This window comes from Halomonas sp., assembly GCF_014859505.1.
Classification (GTDB): domain Bacteria; phylum Pseudomonadota; class Gammaproteobacteria; order Pseudomonadales; family Halomonadaceae; genus Halomonas.
This window is the reverse complement of record NZ_JACUUD010000010.1, coordinates 1-18,455: the sequence shown is the minus strand read 5'-3', so window position 1 is coordinate 18,455 and position 18,455 is coordinate 1. Positions and strand designations below refer to the sequence as shown.

General features: G+C 68.0%; 18 protein-coding genes. 6 read left to right on the top strand and 12 right to left on the bottom strand.

Annotated elements, in window-relative coordinates; all coding sequences use genetic code 11:
* Positions 1-189: 189 nt before the first annotated feature.
* The 6 genes from cls to IBX53_RS02755 form a co-directional block, all read right to left on the bottom strand.
* Positions 190-1,599 carry a cardiolipin synthase gene (cls, locus tag IBX53_RS02780; protein ID WP_290905097.1) on the bottom strand — a complete coding sequence of 470 codons (1,410 nt, stop codon included), beginning with the start codon at positions 1,597-1,599 and terminating at the stop codon, positions 190-192.
* Between the two features lie 65 nt (positions 1,600-1,664).
* Positions 1,665-2,102, bottom strand: a complete 438-nt coding sequence (locus tag IBX53_RS02775) for a hypothetical protein (protein WP_290905011.1) — start codon at positions 2,100-2,102, stop codon at positions 1,665-1,667.
* Positions 2,103-2,140: 38 nt separating this feature from the next.
* The gene (locus tag IBX53_RS02770; RefSeq protein WP_290905008.1) at positions 2,141-2,506 is read right to left on the bottom strand and encodes a cation transporter; all 366 of its coding nucleotides are present in this window, start codon (positions 2,504-2,506) and stop codon (positions 2,141-2,143) included.
* Positions 2,503-3,291, bottom strand: a complete 789-nt coding sequence (gene lgt, locus IBX53_RS02765; RefSeq protein WP_290905006.1) for a prolipoprotein diacylglyceryl transferase — start codon at positions 3,289-3,291, stop codon at positions 2,503-2,505. Before lgt ends, IBX53_RS02770 begins: the two co-directional genes overlap by 4 nt.
* Positions 3,292-3,307: 16 nt before the next feature.
* The gene (locus IBX53_RS02760; RefSeq protein ID WP_290905003.1) at positions 3,308-4,171 is read right to left on the bottom strand and encodes a F510_1955 family glycosylhydrolase; all 864 of its coding nucleotides are present in this window, start codon (positions 4,169-4,171) and stop codon (positions 3,308-3,310) included.
* A gap of 82 nt (positions 4,172-4,253) precedes the next feature.
* Positions 4,254-6,002 carry a multicopper oxidase family protein gene (locus tag IBX53_RS02755; RefSeq protein ID WP_290904999.1) on the bottom strand — a complete coding sequence of 583 codons (1,749 nt, stop codon included), beginning with the start codon at positions 6,000-6,002 and terminating at the stop codon, positions 4,254-4,256.
* A gap of 639 nt (positions 6,003-6,641) precedes the next feature.
* Here IBX53_RS02755 and IBX53_RS02750 point away from each other — a divergent pair.
* From IBX53_RS02750 to IBX53_RS02725, 6 genes are all read left to right on the top strand, one after another.
* Positions 6,642-7,220 (top strand): Spy/CpxP family protein refolding chaperone, encoded by a 579-nt coding sequence (locus IBX53_RS02750; protein ID WP_290904996.1) that lies wholly within the window; start codon positions 6,642-6,644, stop codon positions 7,218-7,220.
* An 80-nt stretch (positions 7,221-7,300) separates the two neighbouring features.
* On the top strand, positions 7,301-9,811 hold the full coding sequence (locus tag IBX53_RS02745) for a heavy metal translocating P-type ATPase (protein WP_290904994.1): 2,511 nt from the start codon (positions 7,301-7,303) through the stop codon (positions 9,809-9,811).
* Positions 9,808-9,987, top strand: a complete 180-nt coding sequence (locus tag IBX53_RS02740; protein WP_290904991.1) for a hypothetical protein — start codon at positions 9,808-9,810, stop codon at positions 9,985-9,987. Before IBX53_RS02745 ends, IBX53_RS02740 begins: the two co-directional genes overlap by 4 nt.
* Before the next feature lie 84 nt (positions 9,988-10,071).
* The gene (locus IBX53_RS02735) at positions 10,072-10,389 is read left to right on the top strand and encodes a hypothetical protein (RefSeq protein WP_290904989.1); all 318 of its coding nucleotides are present in this window, start codon (positions 10,072-10,074) and stop codon (positions 10,387-10,389) included.
* A gap of 82 nt (positions 10,390-10,471) precedes the next feature.
* Positions 10,472-10,633 (top strand): hypothetical protein, encoded by a 162-nt coding sequence (locus IBX53_RS02730; protein ID WP_290904987.1) that lies wholly within the window; start codon positions 10,472-10,474, stop codon positions 10,631-10,633.
* Entirely contained in the window at positions 10,630-11,070 is a 441-nt protein-coding gene (locus IBX53_RS02725) for a DUF411 domain-containing protein (RefSeq protein WP_290904985.1), read from the top strand. The genes IBX53_RS02730 and IBX53_RS02725 overlap by 4 nt, the downstream gene beginning before the upstream one ends.
* Before the next feature lie 108 nt (positions 11,071-11,178).
* On the opposite strand, the gene IBX53_RS02720 is transcribed toward IBX53_RS02725, so the two are convergent.
* From IBX53_RS02720 to IBX53_RS02695, 6 genes are all read right to left on the bottom strand, one after another.
* Positions 11,179-11,679, bottom strand: a complete 501-nt coding sequence (locus tag IBX53_RS02720) for a hypothetical protein (RefSeq protein WP_290904982.1) — start codon at positions 11,677-11,679, stop codon at positions 11,179-11,181.
* A gap of 754 nt (positions 11,680-12,433) precedes the next feature.
* Positions 12,434-13,171 carry a response regulator transcription factor gene (locus IBX53_RS02715; RefSeq protein WP_290904981.1) on the bottom strand — a complete coding sequence of 246 codons (738 nt, stop codon included), beginning with the start codon at positions 13,169-13,171 and terminating at the stop codon, positions 12,434-12,436.
* Entirely contained in the window at positions 13,161-15,131 is a 1,971-nt protein-coding gene (locus IBX53_RS02710) for an ATP-binding protein (protein ID WP_290904978.1), read from the bottom strand. Before IBX53_RS02710 ends, IBX53_RS02715 begins: the two co-directional genes overlap by 11 nt.
* A 32-nt stretch (positions 15,132-15,163) precedes the next feature.
* Entirely contained in the window at positions 15,164-16,639 is a 1,476-nt protein-coding gene (gene trkI, locus IBX53_RS02705) for a Trk system potassium transporter TrkI (RefSeq protein WP_290904975.1), read from the bottom strand.
* Between the two features lie 302 nt (positions 16,640-16,941).
* Positions 16,942-17,796 (bottom strand): MOSC N-terminal beta barrel domain-containing protein, encoded by an 855-nt coding sequence (locus IBX53_RS02700; protein WP_290904973.1) that lies wholly within the window; start codon positions 17,794-17,796, stop codon positions 16,942-16,944.
* A gap of 50 nt (positions 17,797-17,846) precedes the next feature.
* Positions 17,847-18,197, bottom strand: coding sequence for a hypothetical protein (locus IBX53_RS02695; protein WP_290904971.1), 351 nt, complete (start codon positions 18,195-18,197; stop codon positions 17,847-17,849).
* Between the last annotated feature and the right edge of the window lie 258 nt (positions 18,198-18,455).

The following is an 18,455-nucleotide window of genomic DNA, read 5'->3' as shown; positions in this document are numbered from 1 at the left end:
ACCTGGTCTGCAGCCTGTCATTACCATCTACTCACCTCGTCAAGGCAGCCTCGGCTTGAACGGCCGAAGAAGGTTTATCGTGTCTACAAGTGTAACGGGGATCGCCCCCGTCATGAGCCGCAAGCGTGTTGAGATTTGTCACCGAGGACCCCACTACCTTACGCCGACCGTTGTCGTGGCAACCGAGGTTCACAAGACCGGCGCCAGCAGATATGACGCGCGGGCAGCGACCCGATGCCAGAGCGGATACCCATCGAGCTCGCCAGGGCGCATCCGCCTCGATCCGGCAAAATCAACCTCGAACATGGTTTGGACCTCGGCGGCCAAGCCGGGGTCCAGCACCAGCGCCGTGACCTCGAAATTGAGGCGGAAGGAGCGATTGTCGAGATTCACGGTGCCTACCGCCGCGCCGATGTCGTCCACCAGGAAGGCCTTGCCGTGGAGGAAGCCCTCCTCGTAGCGATAGACCTTGACCCCCGCCTCGAGCAGCGAATCGAGGAAGGCGTAGGCGGCGAAGTAGGTCAGCGGGTTGTCCGGCCGCTCCGGGATCAGCACCCGCACGTCCACGCCGCTCAGGGCGGCCAGCTTGAGCATCGAGAGCACCCCCTCGTCGGGCACGAAGTAGGGGCTGGAGATCCAGATCCGCTCTTGGGCGGCATGAATCGCCTGCTGGATCATCAGGCTCGCGGTCTCGAAGCGATCCGCGGGGCCGGTCGGCAGGATCAGCACCGGGGTGCCATGGTGGCTCGGCACCACCGGCGACCAGGGCAGCTCGGGCAACTCCTCCGTGGCCCAGTGCCAGTCCTCGAGGAACACCAGCTGCAGCGCCAGCGCCGCCGGCCCCTCGATCATCAGATGGGTGTCGCGCCAGGGACCGATGCTCGGGTGGCCATGCAGGTACTCGTCGCCGATGTTGAAGCCCCCCACCCAGGCCCGCTCGCCGTCGGCCACCACGATCTTGCGATGGTTGCGGAAATTGAGCTGGAAGCGATTGCCCGTGCCCCGCGTGGAGTGGAAGCGGTGCACCCGGACCCCGGCCTCTTCCATCTCCTGGAGATAGCGGCCCGGCAGCGCATAGCTGCCGATCTCGTCGTAGAGGAAAAAGACCTCCACCCCCGCCCGCGCCTTCTCGATCAGCCGCGCCTGCAGCGCCAGCCCCACCTCGTCGGCGCGCACGATGTAGAACTGCACCAGCAGATAGCGCTCGGCCGACTCGATACCGGCAAACAGGCTCTCGAAGGTCTGCTCGCCATCGATCAAGAGCTCCACCCGGTTGCCACCGAGGAACGGCAGCTTGGCCAGCTGCTCGACGCCCACCAGGTGCTTGTCGGCGTGAGCGACGGAGACGCCGTGAGCGCGCAACTCCGCCAGCTTGTCGGCCAGCGCCTGCCCCAGCGCCGAGTCCTCGTCGCGCCGCGCCGAGACATAGCCCTGGAACCTGGCACGCCCGAACACCCAGTAGGCGGGCACTGCCACATAGGGCACCGTGTTCAGGGAGACGATCCACGCCACCGCCCCCTGGGAGGTACGGCTCGACATCATCGCATCCAGCGACGAGACCAGGCCCACCAGGTGAGCGATGCCCACCACCACCAGCAGCCGGCGCCAGGGTCGACGTCGCCGGGCCGGCAGCTGGCCTGAGGCGGATGATTCTCGCGCCCCCCTCACCTGCTGCCCCCTCTCTGGAGATAGCTCACGCCTAACAGCTGGCGACGCGCCAGCCAGACGATCAGCGGCGGCAAGATAAGCCACTGCAGCAGCGGGGCCAGCCCCGTGCCCAGCAGCGGCAGGGTGGGCATCAGCTCACCATACTGCCAGCGATCCTGCAGCACCGTAGCGTGCCACTCCAGGCCGATCGTGATCACGACGCCCACCGCCACGAAGCCGGCGATCGCCTTGACGTCAGGGCAGCGCAGCCAGTCGCGCCGTCGCCGCACCCCCGCCACGACCCAGTAGGCGACAAGGGCGATGAGCACGTCACCCAGGGTCGCCCGGGTGCAGAACAGGACGGCGTCCCAGTGCGCCATGGTCGGCATCTCGGCGAAGAGCGGGACCTGCAGGAACTCCCAGGGGAAGTTGAGCAGCAAGGCAAAGAGCGCCACATTGAATTCTGGGGTGGCGAGACTGAGCCTCTTTCCAGTCACTTCTTCCTTCCCCCAGGCGGCGACTGATGGCAGCTCCAGGGTTCCTGGCGGGCGTTGTCTTTCACGTTCTGATCGACGAATCGATAGTGATCTTCCTTGAACCGGTTCCACCACCCCTGGCTGATGGTCACGGCGTGTTTCTCGAGTATCTCCTCGATGCAGTCGATGCACAGCCGTGTCGCGTCATAGGCGAAGTCCAGCCGGTGCCTTCTGGCATCGTAGGAGACACTATCCAGCCCGTAGAGCGCATCGATATCGGCCACTGCGGCGCCTATCGCCGCCTCATCGTTGGGCTCGAGCTTCAGATGCCGGGTCACCAGGTGGATCTCGGATACACCGACACGATGATCGTGATGGCTCATGAGGTTACCTCCATGGTTTGACGACGCGACCAGCCGATCAGCGCCACGCCGGCCAGGATCATCGGCAGGGTCAGCAGCATGCCCATGGTCACCCAGCCGAAGGCGATGAAGCCGATGTGGGGATCGGGCAGACGCACGAACTCCACGGCGAAGCGGAAGACGCCATAGAGCAGCAGGAAGAGCCCGGAGATCAGCCCGGTGCGGCGTGGCTCGCGGGACAGCCACCAGAGCACCGCGAACAGCACCACCCCCTCCAGGGCGAACTCGTAGAGCGCCGTGGGGTGGCGTGGCTCCGGGCCCATGTGCGGGAAGGGCATCGCCCAGGGCAGCTCGCTGACTCGGCCCGGCAATTCGTGGTTGATGAAGTTGCCGATCCGCCCGGCACCGAGGCCGATCGGCACCAACGGGGCGATGAAGTCGGTAAGCCGGAAGAAGCCCAGGCGGTGCTTGCGCGCGAACACCAGGGCCGCGACCAGCACCCCGATCAGGCCGCCGTGGAAGCTCATGCCGCCCTCCCAGATACGCAGCAGCCACAGGGGGTCGGCCAGCCACTGCTCGCTGCCGTAGAAGAGCGCATAGCCCAGCCGCCCGCCGAGCACCACGCCCACGGCGGCGTAGAAGATCAGGTCGCCGATGTCATCGTGGGTCAGGCCCAGGCGGTGGGCCCGTCGGCGCCCCAGCCACCAGGCGGCGACGAAGCCCACCACGTACATCAGGCCATACCAGTGGATCGCGAAGGGGCCGAGGCTGATGGCCACCGGGTCGATATTGGGGTATTGCAGCATGGGGGTACCTCCCGGTTCACTCGAGGCGCGACCAGTCGCGTCCACCGTTTTCGCTGATCAGCAGCTGGTTCAGGTCATCAGCCGCAACCAGGCGCTGGGGGTCACTCGGATCCACCGCCAGATGCATCAGATAGCGCTCTTCCCAACCACGCCTCACCACTTCCCAGTCACGGCTGGCTTCCTCGGCGCGCAGCAGGCCGACGTCCAGCATGAAGGCGTAGAGCGTCCCCTGGTTGGCCACCACCAGGCTCGCGGGGCGGCGCTCGGCATGGACCTGGCGCCAGCGTTCGCCGCCGTCCGGGCTCATCAGGAGTCCGGTCTGAGTCGCGGCATAGAGCTGCTCGGGGTCACGGCTCGAGGCGGCCAGGGCAATCAGCCCGGCCGGTGCCTTGCCATGAACCCGCCAACTGGCACCGCCATCCTCGCTGACCTGGAGCTGGCCGGCGTGGGCCCCGTAGAGCACGCCGGGGCTGGCCGCGCTGATGGTCAACTGATGGAAGTCCACCGGGCCATCGACGCCCGCCGCATGCCGTGACCAGCTGCGACCTCCATCGCGGGACTTCACCACCCCGAGATTGCCTCCCCTGGCCGGGTGGCCGCTGGCGAAGAAGGTCTCGGCCTCTTCGGGATGGGGTGCGAAGCCCATGAAGTCATGGGTGTCTTCCGAGACCCGGCGGGCCATTCCATCGCTACCCACGGCATAGAAGCCATGGTGGGTCGCCAGCCACAGTCGGTCGCTGTCGGCTCGGTCGAAGGCCAGGCCGTGAATGTGAGTCTGCTGTCGTAGCTGCTCGAGGCTGGTGCCGCTCGGCTCGCGGGAACAGCCCGCCAGCAGGGTCAGCAGCACGGCCATGACAAGTGGCCATCGATAACGGGTCATGACGTCATTTCCTTATCCTTCGTCAGGTGTGGCCGGCGCCATGCGAAACCGCCGCATGGCGCCGAAGCAGGCCAAGGCAGGATCAGCTCACGCGGATCGTCGCCATCATGCCCAGCTCCTCGTGCTCGATGATGTGGCAGTGGAACAGCCAGTCGCCGGGCTCGCGGAACACCATGCGCAGCTTGAGGCGCTGGTAGGGCGCGAGGTTGACGGTGTCCTTCCAGGCCAGCCAGGGCGCCTCGCGCCACTCGCCGTCGGCATCGCGGGTGGCGATCACCTGGAAGTGGGTGCCGTGCACGTGGAAGGGGTGGTCCATGTGGGAGTTGTTGAAGACCTCCCACTCCTCCACCTCGCCGGCCTGCCCCTCGAACAGCACCTCGTCCATGGCGAAGGCACGGCCGTTGATCAGGAAGTCCACCGCAGGCCGGCCGGCCATCTCGGGCATGCCTTGGCCATTTCCATGGTCCATCCCGTGGGGCGCCTCGCGACCGGCGTCGCCATGGGCCATCCCGGTACGACCGTGGGACATCGTGGCGTCGCTATCGGACATCGCGTCGCCGCCATGGGCTCCGTGGCCGCCCGGCGCTGCCGACATGCCGCCATGATCGCCGTGGCCACCCGAGGAGCCGGACATCCCGCCATGGTCGCCATGACCCGCTTCCGGCATGCCGCCTGCGTCGCCATGTCCTGCGCCGTTATCGTCATGCCCCGGCATTTCCTCGGTCAGTTCCACCCGACGCTGCACCGCCGGCTCGCCCAGGGGCTCGACGCGGCCCAGCCGCTCGGGTAGCGCGACCGAGGGGTGTACACTCGAGTCGAGGGTATGGATGGCCAGCAGCGGCGCGACCTCGTCAAGATGGGGCGGCCGGGGTCCCATCCAGCCCCGCGCGTAGGGATGGCTGGCCAGTTGGAAGCGTCCCTCGGCCTGCTCGCTCACCCGCACCAGCAGGTCGGCGCGCTCGCCCGGGGTGAGCAGCAGCTCCTCGAGCGGCTGCGGCCGTTCGAGCAACCCGCCGTCGGTGCCGATCAGGGTGAGTTCGTGCTCGTCCAGGCGCAGGCGCAGGTAGCGGCCGGCGCAGGCGTTGATCAGCCGCAGGCGCAGGGTGGTGCCCGGCGCCACGTCCAGGCGCGGTTCACGCTGCCCATTGACCAGCAGCAACTCCCCCTCGCGGCCGTTCATCCAGTCCTCGGCGGTATGCGGCGCCACCTCACCGTTGGCCGCCAGGCGCAGGTCGCTGACCACCAGCAGGTGCTCCTCCACCTCCACGGGCAGCAGATCCTGAGGCGGGCGCACCAGCAGCGCCCCCGCCAGACCATGGGCTACCTGACGGGCGGTGCCCTGATGGGGGTGGGGGTGGAACCAGTGCAGGCCGGCGCTACCCTCGGGGAAGGTGTAGTGATAGCGGCGTGACTCGCCTGGCGCCACGGCATCCCAGGGAGCACCATCCTGGGCCTGGGGAACCGGAACGCCGTGCCAGTGCACCGTGGTCTCCTGCTCCAGCTCGTTGATCAGGGTGATATCCAGCTCATCCCCCTCGCGCACCTCGATCAGCGGCGCCACCTTGCCGTTGTAGAGCCAGAGCCTGGCCTCGAACCCATCGCCGAGCGGCACCGAATGAGGGCCCGGGGTCAGCGCGCTGTGAAAGCGGCCGGCCGTCTCGCTCAGGTTGTTGATACGCGGCAGCGGCTGAAGCGGCTGGCCGCCTTCGGGGAACATGGCGAGTGCCATGCCGTTGAGTTGATTACGAGTAGCGGCAAAGGCCATGTAGCCCGCCGATGAGATGACCAGGCCACCCAGGGCCGAGTAGCGCAGGAAATCGCGACGATTCATCAGGTAGTCCTCGTGACATGAACACTCACACCGCGGTTCGATCACCCGCGGCACCATCAGGGAAAGAGAGGTTCAGGCGCGAGGAGGCCGCTCGAAGGGAGCGGGAGGACCAGAGGGAGTGCCCAGGCCGGGCCCGGACAGGGGAATGGAAGCTGCCACCGCATCGTCGGCCAGCCTAGCCATGGAGGCGACGCACTGGGCGCAGGGCGAGCCGCAGGACGAAGCCGCGGGAGCATCGGACTCACCCGGGTCGACCATTGCAGACAATTCCCATGCGACCGCCGAATCCTGCTCGACCAGGCTCTCGACACAGGCGGCATCGCCATGGTGCCCTCCCGTGGCCACCGGCGCTGCGATGGCCAGAACGAGGGCCATCATCAGACAGAGCAGCCAGTGAGAGGAGAGTCTACGCATGGGGTGAAACGGCCTTGTCAGGCAATGGAAGCGGAAGCGCGAGTATTTCATGGCCATGCGGAGCACCGCAACCTGGGTCCTGCACGCAGGTTAACCGTTTGACACCTTTTCATTTTGCTCAATGGAAAAGACCTGCCGTCTCGGCATTGACCTTTGTGTAACACATACCTTCTACACTCAACCAGAGGCCCATGAAAGGGCCCAATAACCGCAAGGAGAACGATCATGAACTTTCGCAAGCATACCCTCGCCCTCGGACTCGCCCTGGCACTCGGTGCCGGTAGTGCCGGCGCCGCCCTCGCCCAGGGCATGCCGGACAGTCAGCCCGGCCAGGGCAGCGGCATGATGGGTGGCATGATGGGCGGCGGCGGCCAGGGCGGCATGGGCCCCGGCATGATGGGTGGAATGATGAGCGGCGGCGGCCAGGGCGGCATGATGGGCGGCGGCATGATGCCCTGCCCGATGATGGCCGAGGGCATGGGCATGATGTCGATGCTCGAGCCCGACCAGCGCAGCCAGATGCGCGAGCTGATGCAGGAACACCGCCCCGCCCAGTTCGAGCGCAAGGGCCGCCTGATGAACCTGCGCGACGACCTGATGGCCGAGATGCATGGCGAGCGTCCGGATCCCGAGCAGGTGCAGGCACTGCATGGCCGCATGGCCGAGCTGCACGGCGAGATGATGGCCGAGATGGTGCGCATGCGTAACGCCATGCACGACCTCATGACCGATGAGCAGCGCGAGCAGCTCCGCCAGGCGGCGCCCGCCGAGGTGGATCCCGAGGACCACGATGCCCATCACTGAGCGGCGGAGTCACTGAGTAAGCAACATCAAGGACGGCCAACCCTGGCCGTCCACTCGGCGACAGCAGCAGGAGGCACGTGATGAGTGACACCAGGTCCAGAACGATCACCCTGACGGTGCCCGGCATGGGCAGCGATCACTGCGCCGGCATCGTGCGCAAGACGCTCGAACGCCACAATGGCGTAGGCGAGATAAAGACCAATATCGCCAACCACCATGTGCGCGTGACCATCGAGGAAGGTGGGCCCGACGGCGACGCCTTGAAGAAGGCCGTCGAGGGGGCGGGCTATGACGTGGCCGCCGTGAGCGGCGGCGGCTCCCAGAAGCGCCAGGTGCGGCTGACGGTGCCCGGCATGGGCAGCGACCACTGTGCTGGCATCGTGCGCAAGACGCTCGAACGCCTCGATGGCGTGAACGAGATCGAGACCAATATCGCCAGTCACCGTGTCTTGGTCTCCGTTGCCACGGATGGCCCCGACGGCGACGACCTGAAGCGCGCCGTGGAAGGCGCCGGCTATGACGTGGCCGCCGTGCAGGCCGACGAGGCGGAGGACGCCGACGGCGACGCCGAGATCGAGGAGGCCTACCTCGCCCAGGCGCGCAAGCGGCTGATCATCGCCGCTGTGCCCACCATCCTGATCATGCTGCTGATGATACCGCACATGTTCTGGCAGCCGATTCCCGGCTACCTGGCCATCGTCGCTGTGCTGGCCTTCCCGGTGGTATTCCTCTACGGCGGCATCGCCACCCACAGGTCGACCTGGCGCTCGTTGAAGAACGGCACCTTCAACATGGATGTGCTGATCTCCATGGGCAGCCTGCCGCCCTACCTGATCGGCCTGGTCGGCTTCGTCTACCCCATGACCTCGTTCATCGAGATGGCTGCCACCATCATGACCTTCCACCTGCTGGGCCGATACCTGGAGGCATTGGCCAAGGGGCGCGCCTCCCAGGCCATCCGCCGCCTGATGACCCTGGGCGCCAAGACGGCGCGCGTCGAGCGTGATGGCGAGGAGGTCGAGGTGCCGGTGAAGGAGCTGGCGCCCGGAGACATCATGATCGTGCGCCCCGGCGACAAGATCCCCACCGACGGCGAGGTGGTCGAGGGCGAGAGCCATCTCGACGAGTCCATCGCCACGGGTGAGTCGATACCGGTCTACAAGAGCACCGGGGACAGCGTGATCGGTGCCACCATCAACAAGGAGGGGCGCCTGCGGGTCAAGGCGACTCGGGTCGGCGGCGATACCTTCCTCTCCCAGGTGGTGCGCCTGATCGACCAAGCCCAGGGGTCCCGGGTGCCGATCCAGGAGTTTGCCGACCGCATGACCGGGCGCTTCGTGCCGGCGGTGCTGCTGATCGCCCTGGCCAGCCTGATCGTCTGGGCGCTGTTCCCGGAGGCCCTGCGCCCTGTCCTCGACTGGGGCGCGACCTTCCTGCCCTGGGTGAACCCCGAGGCCGCCACCCCGGTGCTGGCGATACTGGCCGCGGTGGCCGTGCTGGTCATCGCCTGCCCCTGCGCCCTGGGCCTGGCTACGCCCACGGCGCTGATGGTGGGTTCCGGCATCGGCGCCGAGCGCGGCATCCTGATCCGCTCCGGCGAGGCCATCCAGACCTTCAAGGACATCAAGGTCATGGTGCTGGACAAGACCGGCACCATCACCCGCGGCGAGCCGACGCTCACCGAGGCCGTCAACGCCGAGGGCGTCGACGAAAACCGCCTGCTGACGCTGGCGGCGAGCGTGGAGAACGCCTCGGAGCACCCCATCGCCCGAGCCATCGTCGACGGTGCCCGGGAGCGCGACGTGAAACCCGGTGAGGTCAGCGAGTTCCGCTCCACCGGGGCACGCGGCGTTTCCGGCAAGGTAGGCAACGAAACGGTGCTGATCGGCAATCGCCGGTTGCTGGAAGAAGAAGGCGTGACCGGCCTCGAGGCCCTGGATGACGCCATGGACGAGCTCGAGGCCAAGGGACGCACCGTGGTGATCGTCGCCGCCGACGGCCAGGCGCTCGGCCTGGTGGCCGTGGCCGATACCCTCAAGCAGGAATCGATCGAGGCCATCCGCGGGATGCATGACCTCGGCCTGCACGTGGTGATGATCACTGGCGACAACGAGCGCGCCGCCCGGGCCGTGGCCGAGGAAGTCGGCATCGACGAGGTCCAGGCCGGCGTGCTGCCGGAGGGCAAGGTCGATGCCATCCGCGCGCTGCAGGCGAAGCACGGCAACCACGTGGCCATGGTGGGCGACGGCATCAACGACGCCGCGGCGCTGAAGCAGGCCAACGTCGGCATCGCCATCGGCGCCGGGGCCGACGTGGCCATCGAGGCCGCCGACGTCACCCTGGTGCGCGGCGAGCTGACCAGCGTGGTGGAGGCGATGCACCTCAGCCGCGCCACCTTCGGCAAGATCGTCCAGAACCTGATCTGGGCCAGCGCCTACAACGTGGCGGCCATTCCCATCGCCGCCATCGGCCTGCTGCACCCCATGATCGGCGTGATCGCCATGACCGCCAGCTCGCTCTCGGTGATCGGCAACTCGCTGCTGCTCAAGCGGGGCTTCACCCGCACGAACCCGCAAGGAGATACCCGATGAACCGCCTGCACCACGCAATGATGACCGCCTGCCTGGTGCTGATGGGGGTGGCCATGCTCATCGTGCTGTGGCGCGGCAACCCCTTTGGCGCTGGCACCTGGCTGCTGCTCCCCATGGGGCTCTGCCTCGGCATGCATCTTTTCCTGCACCGGCACGGCCATCGCCACGAGGAGTGAGCGGCCCGCCGGGAAGTTGCCCTGGGTCAATACGCAGGCGCTGCCGACGCGGCATCCTGACACCATCATCCAGGAGGCATCGTCATGACTCGCACCGTCATCGCATCAAGGCACAGCGCAGGAGGAGGCCGCCTGCTGGCCCTGCTCCTCGCGCTGCTGCTGGCGGTGACCAGCCTCTCGAGCCATGGCGCCATGGAGAGCCACCAGGCCGACTGCGGGCTCGCCGCGCCGGCGCAGCTGCTCGACGGCGACACGCCGGACGAGCCTCGCTGCGCCAGCTGCGCGGCGCTGCCACCCGCCATCGACCTGGCCACGGCCGCTCACCGCTTCCCGGCCTTCGCCCCGGCGCTGGCTGTGATCGCCCACCGCACCTTGCCCCCCCGCCGCCCTCCCAGGGCCTGACCGAACGCCCGGCGGACCTCTCCGCCCCGAAGGCCGTGCGCCTTCCCGACCCATTCGTAACCGTTCGTCAGGAGATACTCCCATGCTCAACAACTGCCTCGCCCTGATGGGCAACCTGTCCTGGCTGGGCTGGCTGATGCCCGTCGCCATGCTGTCCCTGCTCGGCCTCGGCATCGCCGCGCTCACCAAGTACCTGTTCACCTCCCGCCCCACGTCCCGCGACCTTCCGGAGGCCCGCTCATGAACCGCACAGGCTCCACTCTCCTGCTCTCCGCCGCCTTGCTGCTGGGCGCCGGCACCGCCCACGCCGCCCTGCCCGACGAGGCGACGATGTACAAGAACCCCCAGTGTGGCTGCTGCGACGAGTACGCCCGCCAGCTCGAGGCCCGCGGGGTCACGGTGAAGATCGTCGACGATATCGAGGTGGGCAAGATAAAGCAGCGCGTCGGGCTGCCCTATGGCCTGGGCTCCTGCCATACCATCCAGATGGGCGGCTACGCCATCGAGGGGCACGTGCCCTTCGAGGCGCTGGAGAAGCTCTTCGAGGAGCGCCCCGACACCCGCGGCATCGGCCTGGCCGGCATGCCCATCGGCACCCCCGGCATGCCCGGGCCCAAGCAGGGCGACTGGGACGTCTACCAGTTCCGCGACGGCGAGGCCACGCCCTTCATGACCCTCTGAGCCTCTCTCTCGATCCGACAGGCGCGCTTGACACAGGGCGCGACCGCGAGAAACGCCGCCCCCGGCCATGGCCGGGGGCGGCGTTGTCCTTGATGCCCAGGCGATGCCTCACTGCCAGGGATCGATGTGCAGGTAGAGCCGCGGCATCACCGTGCACTCGAAGTGGTAGCTGCCCTCGATCTCGCGCCCCTCGTCACGAGCCTGCTGCAGCGAGGGCGGCAGCGGCAGGTGCTCGACCACCATGCGCCCCAGCATGCGGGCATCGCCGAACAGGAAGCGCGTCAGGTTGAGGTAGCCGGCCTCGGAGTTGACCATGCCGAAGGGGCCGCTGTGGGCCAGGTAGAGATGCACCCGCGGGGCGTCCTCGACCCAGGCACAGTCGATCTTCACCAGGCCGTCGCTGCGGGAGCCCACCACGTGGCGGGTGGCGTTGTAGTCGCGGTGGTTGGTGCCCACCAGGCAGAAGAAGCGTTCCGGCGGGAAGTGCCCCCCCAGGCGATTGACCCGGCCCCCGCGCGGGGAAAGCTTGAGGTAGCCGGCGATGCTCTTGCGGTTGAAGTTGTTGATGTCCCACAGGCCCAGAAAGCGCGGCACGTTGAGCCCGGCCATCTCGATGCCATCGTGGGGGGGTGCCGTAGGTGAAGACCTTGTCCACACAGGCCCGCGCCTCGGCGCTGCCCGCCTCGGGGTTCTGCAGCAGGCAGCGGCAGACCAGCCCACCCATGGAGTGGGCGACCAGATAGACCTTGAAGGCCGCCAGCGCCTCCTCGTCGTCGCCGCAGATCCGCTCGCGCAGCCACAGGATGCGCTCGGAGAGTGCCCGGGCCGCCTCGGGGATCGAGGGGCGCTGCCCCTCACCGCCCTCCCCCTCGTAGTAGCGGTGGATCAGCAGGGTGCGGCGCGGCAGCCGGTCCTCGCGCTCCGCCCCCTCGGCGTAGACGTCCCGGTAGCCGTGGTCCTTCATCAGGCGGATCACCGGCGACTCGAAGATCAGGGAGTTGAACTCCCCGCTGGGGCCCTGGCGTACCCGGGTCGCCCCCAGGTTGAAGCCCATATAGGGCGTGTTGACGGTCGCCTCGATCTCGCTGTCACGCATGGCGAAACCGCGCACGTAGATGATCGGATGGTAGCACTCCAGGGTCATCCTGACGCTCCTCTGCCGGCATGACCCGCGCTGGGCGGGCCCAGTCGCTGCGGGGGTCGCCGGGCAAGCAGTTGGCGGACCCCATGCGCATCCCCCCTGCCTGGAGCCCGTAGGGTTTCCCTGATCAGCGTAGACCAGGAAAGCCATACGGTTGGCGAGGACCGGCTCCCCGTCAGAAGAAGGTCAGGCCGACCTGGCCGGCGCCGAGAACGATGATCTTCATGGCACGATCTCCTCGCGTGTACCCGTTCGGGGCTCGGGTTCCGCCAGCAGCCGATAGCCGACGCCCGCCTCGGTCTGCAGCAGCTCGGGCGCCTGGGGGTCGTCGCCCAGCTTGTGGCGCAGCTTGCTGACCACGATGCGCAGGTAGTGGGTGTCGTCCGCGTGGCTGGGCCCCCAGACGTCGCGCAGCAGCTGCGTCTGGGTGACCACCCTGCCCGCCTGTTGCGCCAGGCGCTCCAGCACCGCGTACTCCTTGGGGGTGAGATGCACGGGCTCATCGTGCAGGGTGACCCGCCGGGCCCCCAGGTCGATCAGCAACTCGCCGCAACGGTAGCGCAACCTGGCCGGGTCGCTGGCGCTAGGCAGCGGGCGGCGAAGCAGCGAGCGCACCCGGGCCAGCAGCTCCTGGATGCCGAACGGCTTGGTGACGTAGTCGCTGGCGCCGCTGTCCAGCGCCCGGACCTTCTCGCCCTCCTGCTCGCGCACGGAAACCACGATGACCGGCACCGCGCTGCGGGCCCGCAGGGTCTCGAGGACGCGCTGGCCATCCAGGTCCGGCAGGCCCAGGTCGAGCAGCACCAGATCCGGCGCCTCCTCCAGCGCCTTCCTCAGGCCCTCGCCAGCGGTCGCCGCCTCGCTCACCAGAAAGCCCTGGGAGGCCAGGCTGATCCGCAGGAAGCGACGGATCTGCGGCTCGTCGTCCACCACCAGCACCCTTTGCGGCTCATTCGTCATGGGGGCTCTCCTCGGGCAGCGGCAGCTGCATCACGATGGTCGTGCCCTCCCCGTGGGGGCCGGGCTTGGCGGCGATGGTCCCGCCGTGGGCGCCCAGCATGCCGCGGCAGATGGCCAGGCCGAGCCCGCTGCCATAGCGGCTGCGGTCGCCGTCGCCGCCGGTGGTGAACATGTCGAACACCGTCTCGCGGAGCTCCGGCGGGATCCCCGGCCCCTGGTCCGTTACCCGGATCTCGAGCCGGTGCTCCGTCTCCCGCCAGCGGCCCTCCAGCCGCAGCGTCCCGCCCTCGGGCGAGAAGCGCACCGCGTTGTCGATGACGTTGACCAGCGCCTGCTCGATCAGCGCCGGATGCACGTGGAGCAGCGGCAGGTCGTCGGGCCAGTCGCGCTCCACCGTCAGGCCGGACAGCGAGGGACCGAGACGCTTGAGCGCCGACGCCGCCAGGTCGTCGAGGGAGACCCAGTCCCGCTCGATCTTCATGTCACCCTGCCCCAGCCGGGTCATGTCCAGCAGGTTCTGGATATAGCGGTTCAGCCGCTCGCTCTCGCTGAGAATGCCATCGAGCAGTTCGCGGCGATCCGCCGCGCCGAGCTGGGCCTCCAGGTCGCGCAGCGAACTGGCCGAGCCGATGATCGAGGCCAGTGGGGTGCGCAGGTCGTGGGACACCGACGACAGCAGGGCCGAGCGCAGCCGCTCGTTCTCCTCCGAGAGGCGCGCCTCGCCCAGCTCGCTTACCAGGCGGGTCCGCTCCAGCGCCATGGCGAGCTGGCTGACCACGGCATCGATCAGCGCCTCGTGGTCGGGGCCGATGGCGGCGTCGCGCACGGCGAGTTCCAGCCCGAGCACGCCCAGCACGGTGTCATGCTCCACCAGCGGCAGCAGGCGCCAGCGCTGGTCGGCGAGATCCCCGGTGCCATGCCCGCTCGGGCGGCGGTGCTGCCAGCTCCAGGTGGCCGCCGAGAGCGCACCGGCGTCGGGCGTCGAGCCGGGCGGCACTGCCTCACGCACCGCCAGGCCCGGCTCGGTCGCATCGCGCTCGAGAAACACGGCCGGCACCCTCAGCCAGCGCTCGAGCGCCGAGAGGCCGATGTCGGTGACCTGGGCGCGATCGGTAGCCGCCGCCAGGGCCCGGGAGAAACTCAGCAGGCGGTGGGTCTGCTCGCGGCTGGCACGCAGGGCCAGCAGCCGGCGGCGCCCGCTGCCGGCCTGCTGCCCCACCACCAGGGCCACCAGCAGGAAGAAGACCACGGTGACCAACTGGCTGTGCTCGACCATCGCCAGGGAGAAGCGCGGCTGGGTAAAGAAGAAGTTGAAGGCCAGGAAGCCGAGCACGGCGCTGAGCATCGCCGCGCGGGTCCCGGCCAGGGCCGCGCTGGCCAGCACGGCGGCAAGGAACACCAGCGAGAGGTTGGCCAGGTCCAGCCAGAAGTCGAGCCCCCAGGCCGCCACCAGGGCCGCCAGCGTGCTCGCCAGCGCGACCAGCGGTTCGTGCAGGCGCAGGGACAGCTGCCGCCGACGCGGGCGAAAGCGCGGCCGCTTGCGAGCCTCGGCCACCACCACCAGGTCGAAGGTACCGCCACGGCGCAGCAGCTGCTCTGCCAGGGTGCGGCGCCACACCCGCCAGCCGGAGGGGCGCGAGCAGCCCACCAGCAGGGTGGCCACCTGGTGCTCACGGGCATGGTCGAGCAGCTCCGAGGCGCGATCCTGGCCCTGCAGCACGCGCGTCTCGCCGCCCAGGCGCTGCACCATGGCGAAATCGCGCTCCAGTACCAGACGCCGCTCGGCATCGTCGCGGCCGGTGTCCAAGTGGATGGCCCGCCAGCGAACGCCATCGCGCTCCGCCAGGCGGTGTGCGGCACGTACCAGGGTCGCATCCTCGCTGCCGCCGCTGAGTGCCACCAGCAGGCGGGCGGATCGCGACGGCATCGCCTGGTCTTGCCCTTCGGGTGTCATGCTCATCCGGCCCTCCTCGGGTCAGGTCAGCTGGCAGCCTACTGTCGCCAGAACATCGGCGTCAGCAGCACCAGCACGGTAAGGATCTCGAGACGCCCCAGCAGCATGCCGACACACAACAGCCACTTCGCCGCGTCCGGCAGCGACACGAAGTTGCCGGCCGGGCCAATGGTATCGCCGAGCCCCGGGCCGACGTTGGCCACCGCCGTGGCCGCCCCCGAGAGCGCCGTCACGATATCCAGCCCCATCATCGAAAGGCCCAGGGCCAGGCCGGCAATGGTCAGGAAGAAGAAGAACGAGAAGGCCACCACGCCACGGGTGATATCGTCGGTCAGCGGCTGATTATTGTAGCGTGAGGCGAAGACCCCGCTGGCATGGATCAGGTAGCGGAGCTGGTTGCGCAGCAGGATCGTGGCCACCTGGAAGCGGAAGATCTTCATGCCGCCGCTGGTGGAGCCGCTGCAGCCTCCCACGAAGGTCAGGTAGAAGAAGGCGACGACGGCGAGCGCGCCCCAGGTCGTGTAGTCATCCGAGGCATAGCCGGTGGTGGTCACCACCGAAATCACGTTGAAGGTGACATGGGTCAGCGCCTCGAAGGGCGGCGTGCCCTCCCACATGCGCCACCCGGTGAGCAACAGGATCACGACCAGCAGCAACAGCAGCAGCCCCCGGACCTGCTGGTCGCGCCATAGCGAGCCGCGCGAACCGCGCAGCAGGCGGATGTAGAGCACGAAGGGCAGGGCACCGGCCAGCATGAACAGGCTTGCCATCCACAGCAGGTGGGGCTGGCCGGCGTAGGCGCCAAAGGAGGCGTCGGAGTTGGCGAAGCCCCCGGTGGCCAGCGAGGTCATGGCATGTACCACGGCATCCAGCGGCGCCATGCCACCCAGCCAGTAGGCGAGCATCGCCGTGAACGTGAAGCCGCAATAGATCCCCAGCGTTGCCTTGGCGATGCCGCCGGTGCGCGGCATCACCTTGTCCGACCAGTCCGAGGATTCCGTGTGGAAGAGGCGCATGCCCCCCACCTTGAGGAACGGCAGGATGGCCATTCCCATCACGATGATGCCGATGCCGCCCAGCCACTGCATGATGCCGCGCCACAGCTTGAGGCCGTCGGAGAGCGATTCAATGCCGACCAGCACCGTCGAGCCGGTGGTGGTGATCGCGGAGACCGACTCGAACACCGCATTGGTGAAGGAGAGCTGCGGCGCCCCGAGCACCAGGGGCAGGCTCGCAAAGCCGCTGATCGAGACCCAGCTGAGGGTGGTGAGCACGAACATCTGCCAGGGCTTGAGCTCGATCCTGACCCTCAGTGTCGCCAGCCAGGTCAGCGCCACGGCCCCCAGCACGATACCCATCGACAGGCCGAACGCCCGGGCGTCGGGCTCCTGCTCGATCAGCAGGACCACCCAGGGTATCGCCATGAACAGCGCCAGGACCAGCCACAGCACCGACATCACCTTGAGCACAGGTGCCCAGCCCTGCACCCGGCTGCCCCCCCATCGACGCATCATCTCTGCTGCGGCCATGCCCATGCCCATCCCATCGGCTCAGTCACCTGCCCCGGCATGTCGTGCCGAGGCAGTACCCGGCGATGGAATCACGAGGCCAGCTAAAAAGTCCGTAAAACTTTACCGCCAGAATGCAGCATGGAAGAGGGGCAGGCCGCTGAATCAGGCCTCGAGCACGTAGCGCAGGATCTCGCCGGACAGATAGACATGAAAGATCATGATGGGCTCCTGATGGAGACGAATGGGGCCCGCCATCAAAGCCCAGCAGGAAGTATGTGAAAAACCGTTCCAGAAATACGCTCTGTTCAGGACGATGCCGCTGGGTTCGCCACCAGAGCATCGCCGACGGCAAGGCGCGCGCCCTCCCCCGCCAGCACGATGGCGTTCTGGCCGAAGTAGCCGCCGGGAGCCAGACGGGTGTTCATCTCCACCAGGGTACGCAGCGGTTCGCCGGGCACACTGATCTCGCCGCTCTGCTGGTCAACGGTGGTGACCTTGCAGCGCTGGCAGGGCTTGCGCAGCCCCAGCCGCCAGGCGCCATCGGCCGCGGCCAGGGTGTCCCAGCCATCCTCGGCGAAGGGCTCGGCACCCTCGATCACGATATTGGGGCGAAAGCGGCTCATGGGCACCGGGGCGAGCCCCTTGGCGACCAGGCGCCGGTTGACCTCGGCCAGCGACCCCTCGCTCACCACCAGCAGCGGGTAGCCGTCGGCGAAGCCGGTGTGGGCCCGCTCGCCGGGCGCCAGGTAGTGCGGTTCCACCGGGCGGTGGTGGTCGGGGGCGAAGCGCACCAGGCCCAGGCCGCTGCCGCGCAGATCGCCCAGCACCGCGCCCAGCCACTCACGGGCCTCGGCGCCCTCGTCCAGGGCATCGCAGCGGTCCTCCCAGACGTAGACCGAGCGCCGGGAGAGCTCTCCCGCCTCCAGTGGCACCCGCAGCGGCGATGCCCCGGGGTGCGTGAGCACCAGGGCATCGGGCTCGAGGCCCACGCGGATGCGCGCCATGGCCGGCAGCTGACGCTGGGTGACGAAACGGCCGACATCGTCGACCACCATCCAGCGGCGATCATGGGCCAGTCCCTCGGCGGTCAGCCGCGCCTCATCCAGGGAGATACCGCCCAGCGACTTGACCGGGTAGATATTGAGCTGGGTGATTCTCACGGGCGGCTCCTTGCTGGAAACCCCCAACGCCTGGCCCAGGCGGGAAGGCATTACAGTCGAGTGGTCTCGATCACATGGCCGATGATGGGATAGCCGGCCTTGCGGGCGGCCTTCTCGGCCTCGAACTGAGCCTCGATCCTGGAGATGCTGGAGGAGACGTGCTCGAAGACGGTGTCCAGCTCGAGCGGTTTGGTGCGCACCGCCAGCTTCACCAGGTGGCCGGTCTTGGGCGAGCCGGCCGCCTTGCTGCGCGGCGCCTTGGTCTTGGCCTCCTCGCCGGGTTCCCTGGGCCATTCGGGGGGCGATGTCGCCGCCTTGCGCCTGGTGTCCTGAGCCTTGTCCATGAAAGTGTTGATGTCGCGGCGCATCTTGCGCTCGAACTCGTTCAGTTCCGTTTCCATCGTATCTCCGTCTACTTCAATCATCGCGGGATTGTACCCAGAACTCGCGCGGTTGCCAGCCCCGGCGACCTTCAGGCACCGCGGGGGTGTATCTATGCTTGCTAAAGGAGGTTCAGGGAGCAGTTGCGGCCAACCGCCGCGGTGCTGTGAGGCGGACGCCGCACACCAACCGGTGCGCCACGCCATGCCAATTCGAACTCGCCCGGATCGTCGAGTTCGCGATTCTTGCCATTGAACGATTCATAGAGTGCCCGGTGT

Coding starts and splice junctions, on each gene's coding strand:
- IBX53_RS02735 (WP_290904989.1), top strand. CDS start 10,072: ATGACTCGCACCGTCATCGCATCAAGGCACAGCGCAGGAGGAGGCCGC.
- IBX53_RS02725 (WP_290904985.1), top strand. CDS start 10,630: ATGAACCGCACAGGCTCCACTCTCCTGCTCTCCGCCGCCTTGCTGCTG.
- IBX53_RS02770 (WP_290905008.1), bottom strand. CDS start 2,506: ATGAGCCATCACGATCATCGTGTCGGTGTATCCGAGATCCACCTGGTG.
- IBX53_RS02750 (WP_290904996.1), top strand. CDS start 6,642: ATGAACTTTCGCAAGCATACCCTCGCCCTCGGACTCGCCCTGGCACTC.
- IBX53_RS02760 (WP_290905003.1), bottom strand. CDS start 4,171: ATGACCCGTTATCGATGGCCACTTGTCATGGCCGTGCTGCTGACCCTG.
- IBX53_RS02755 (WP_290904999.1), bottom strand. CDS start 6,002: ATGAATCGTCGCGATTTCCTGCGCTACTCGGCCCTGGGTGGCCTGGTC.
- lgt (WP_290905006.1), bottom strand. CDS start 3,291: ATGCTGCAATACCCCAATATCGACCCGGTGGCCATCAGCCTCGGCCCC.
- IBX53_RS02745 (WP_290904994.1), top strand. CDS start 7,301: ATGAGTGACACCAGGTCCAGAACGATCACCCTGACGGTGCCCGGCATG.
- IBX53_RS02730 (WP_290904987.1), top strand. CDS start 10,472: ATGCTCAACAACTGCCTCGCCCTGATGGGCAACCTGTCCTGGCTGGGC.
- trkI (WP_290904975.1), bottom strand. CDS start 16,639: ATGATGCGTCGATGGGGGGGCAGCCGGGTGCAGGGCTGGGCACCTGTG.
- IBX53_RS02695 (WP_290904971.1), bottom strand. CDS start 18,197: ATGGAAACGGAACTGAACGAGTTCGAGCGCAAGATGCGCCGCGACATC.
- IBX53_RS02720 (WP_290904982.1), bottom strand. CDS start 11,679: ATGGCCGGGCTCAACGTGCCGCGCTTTCTGGGCCTGTGGGACATCAAC.
- IBX53_RS02715 (WP_290904981.1), bottom strand. CDS start 13,171: ATGACGAATGAGCCGCAAAGGGTGCTGGTGGTGGACGACGAGCCGCAG.
- IBX53_RS02710 (WP_290904978.1), bottom strand. CDS start 15,131: ATGAGCATGACACCCGAAGGGCAAGACCAGGCGATGCCGTCGCGATCC.
- IBX53_RS02740 (WP_290904991.1), top strand. CDS start 9,808: ATGAACCGCCTGCACCACGCAATGATGACCGCCTGCCTGGTGCTGATG.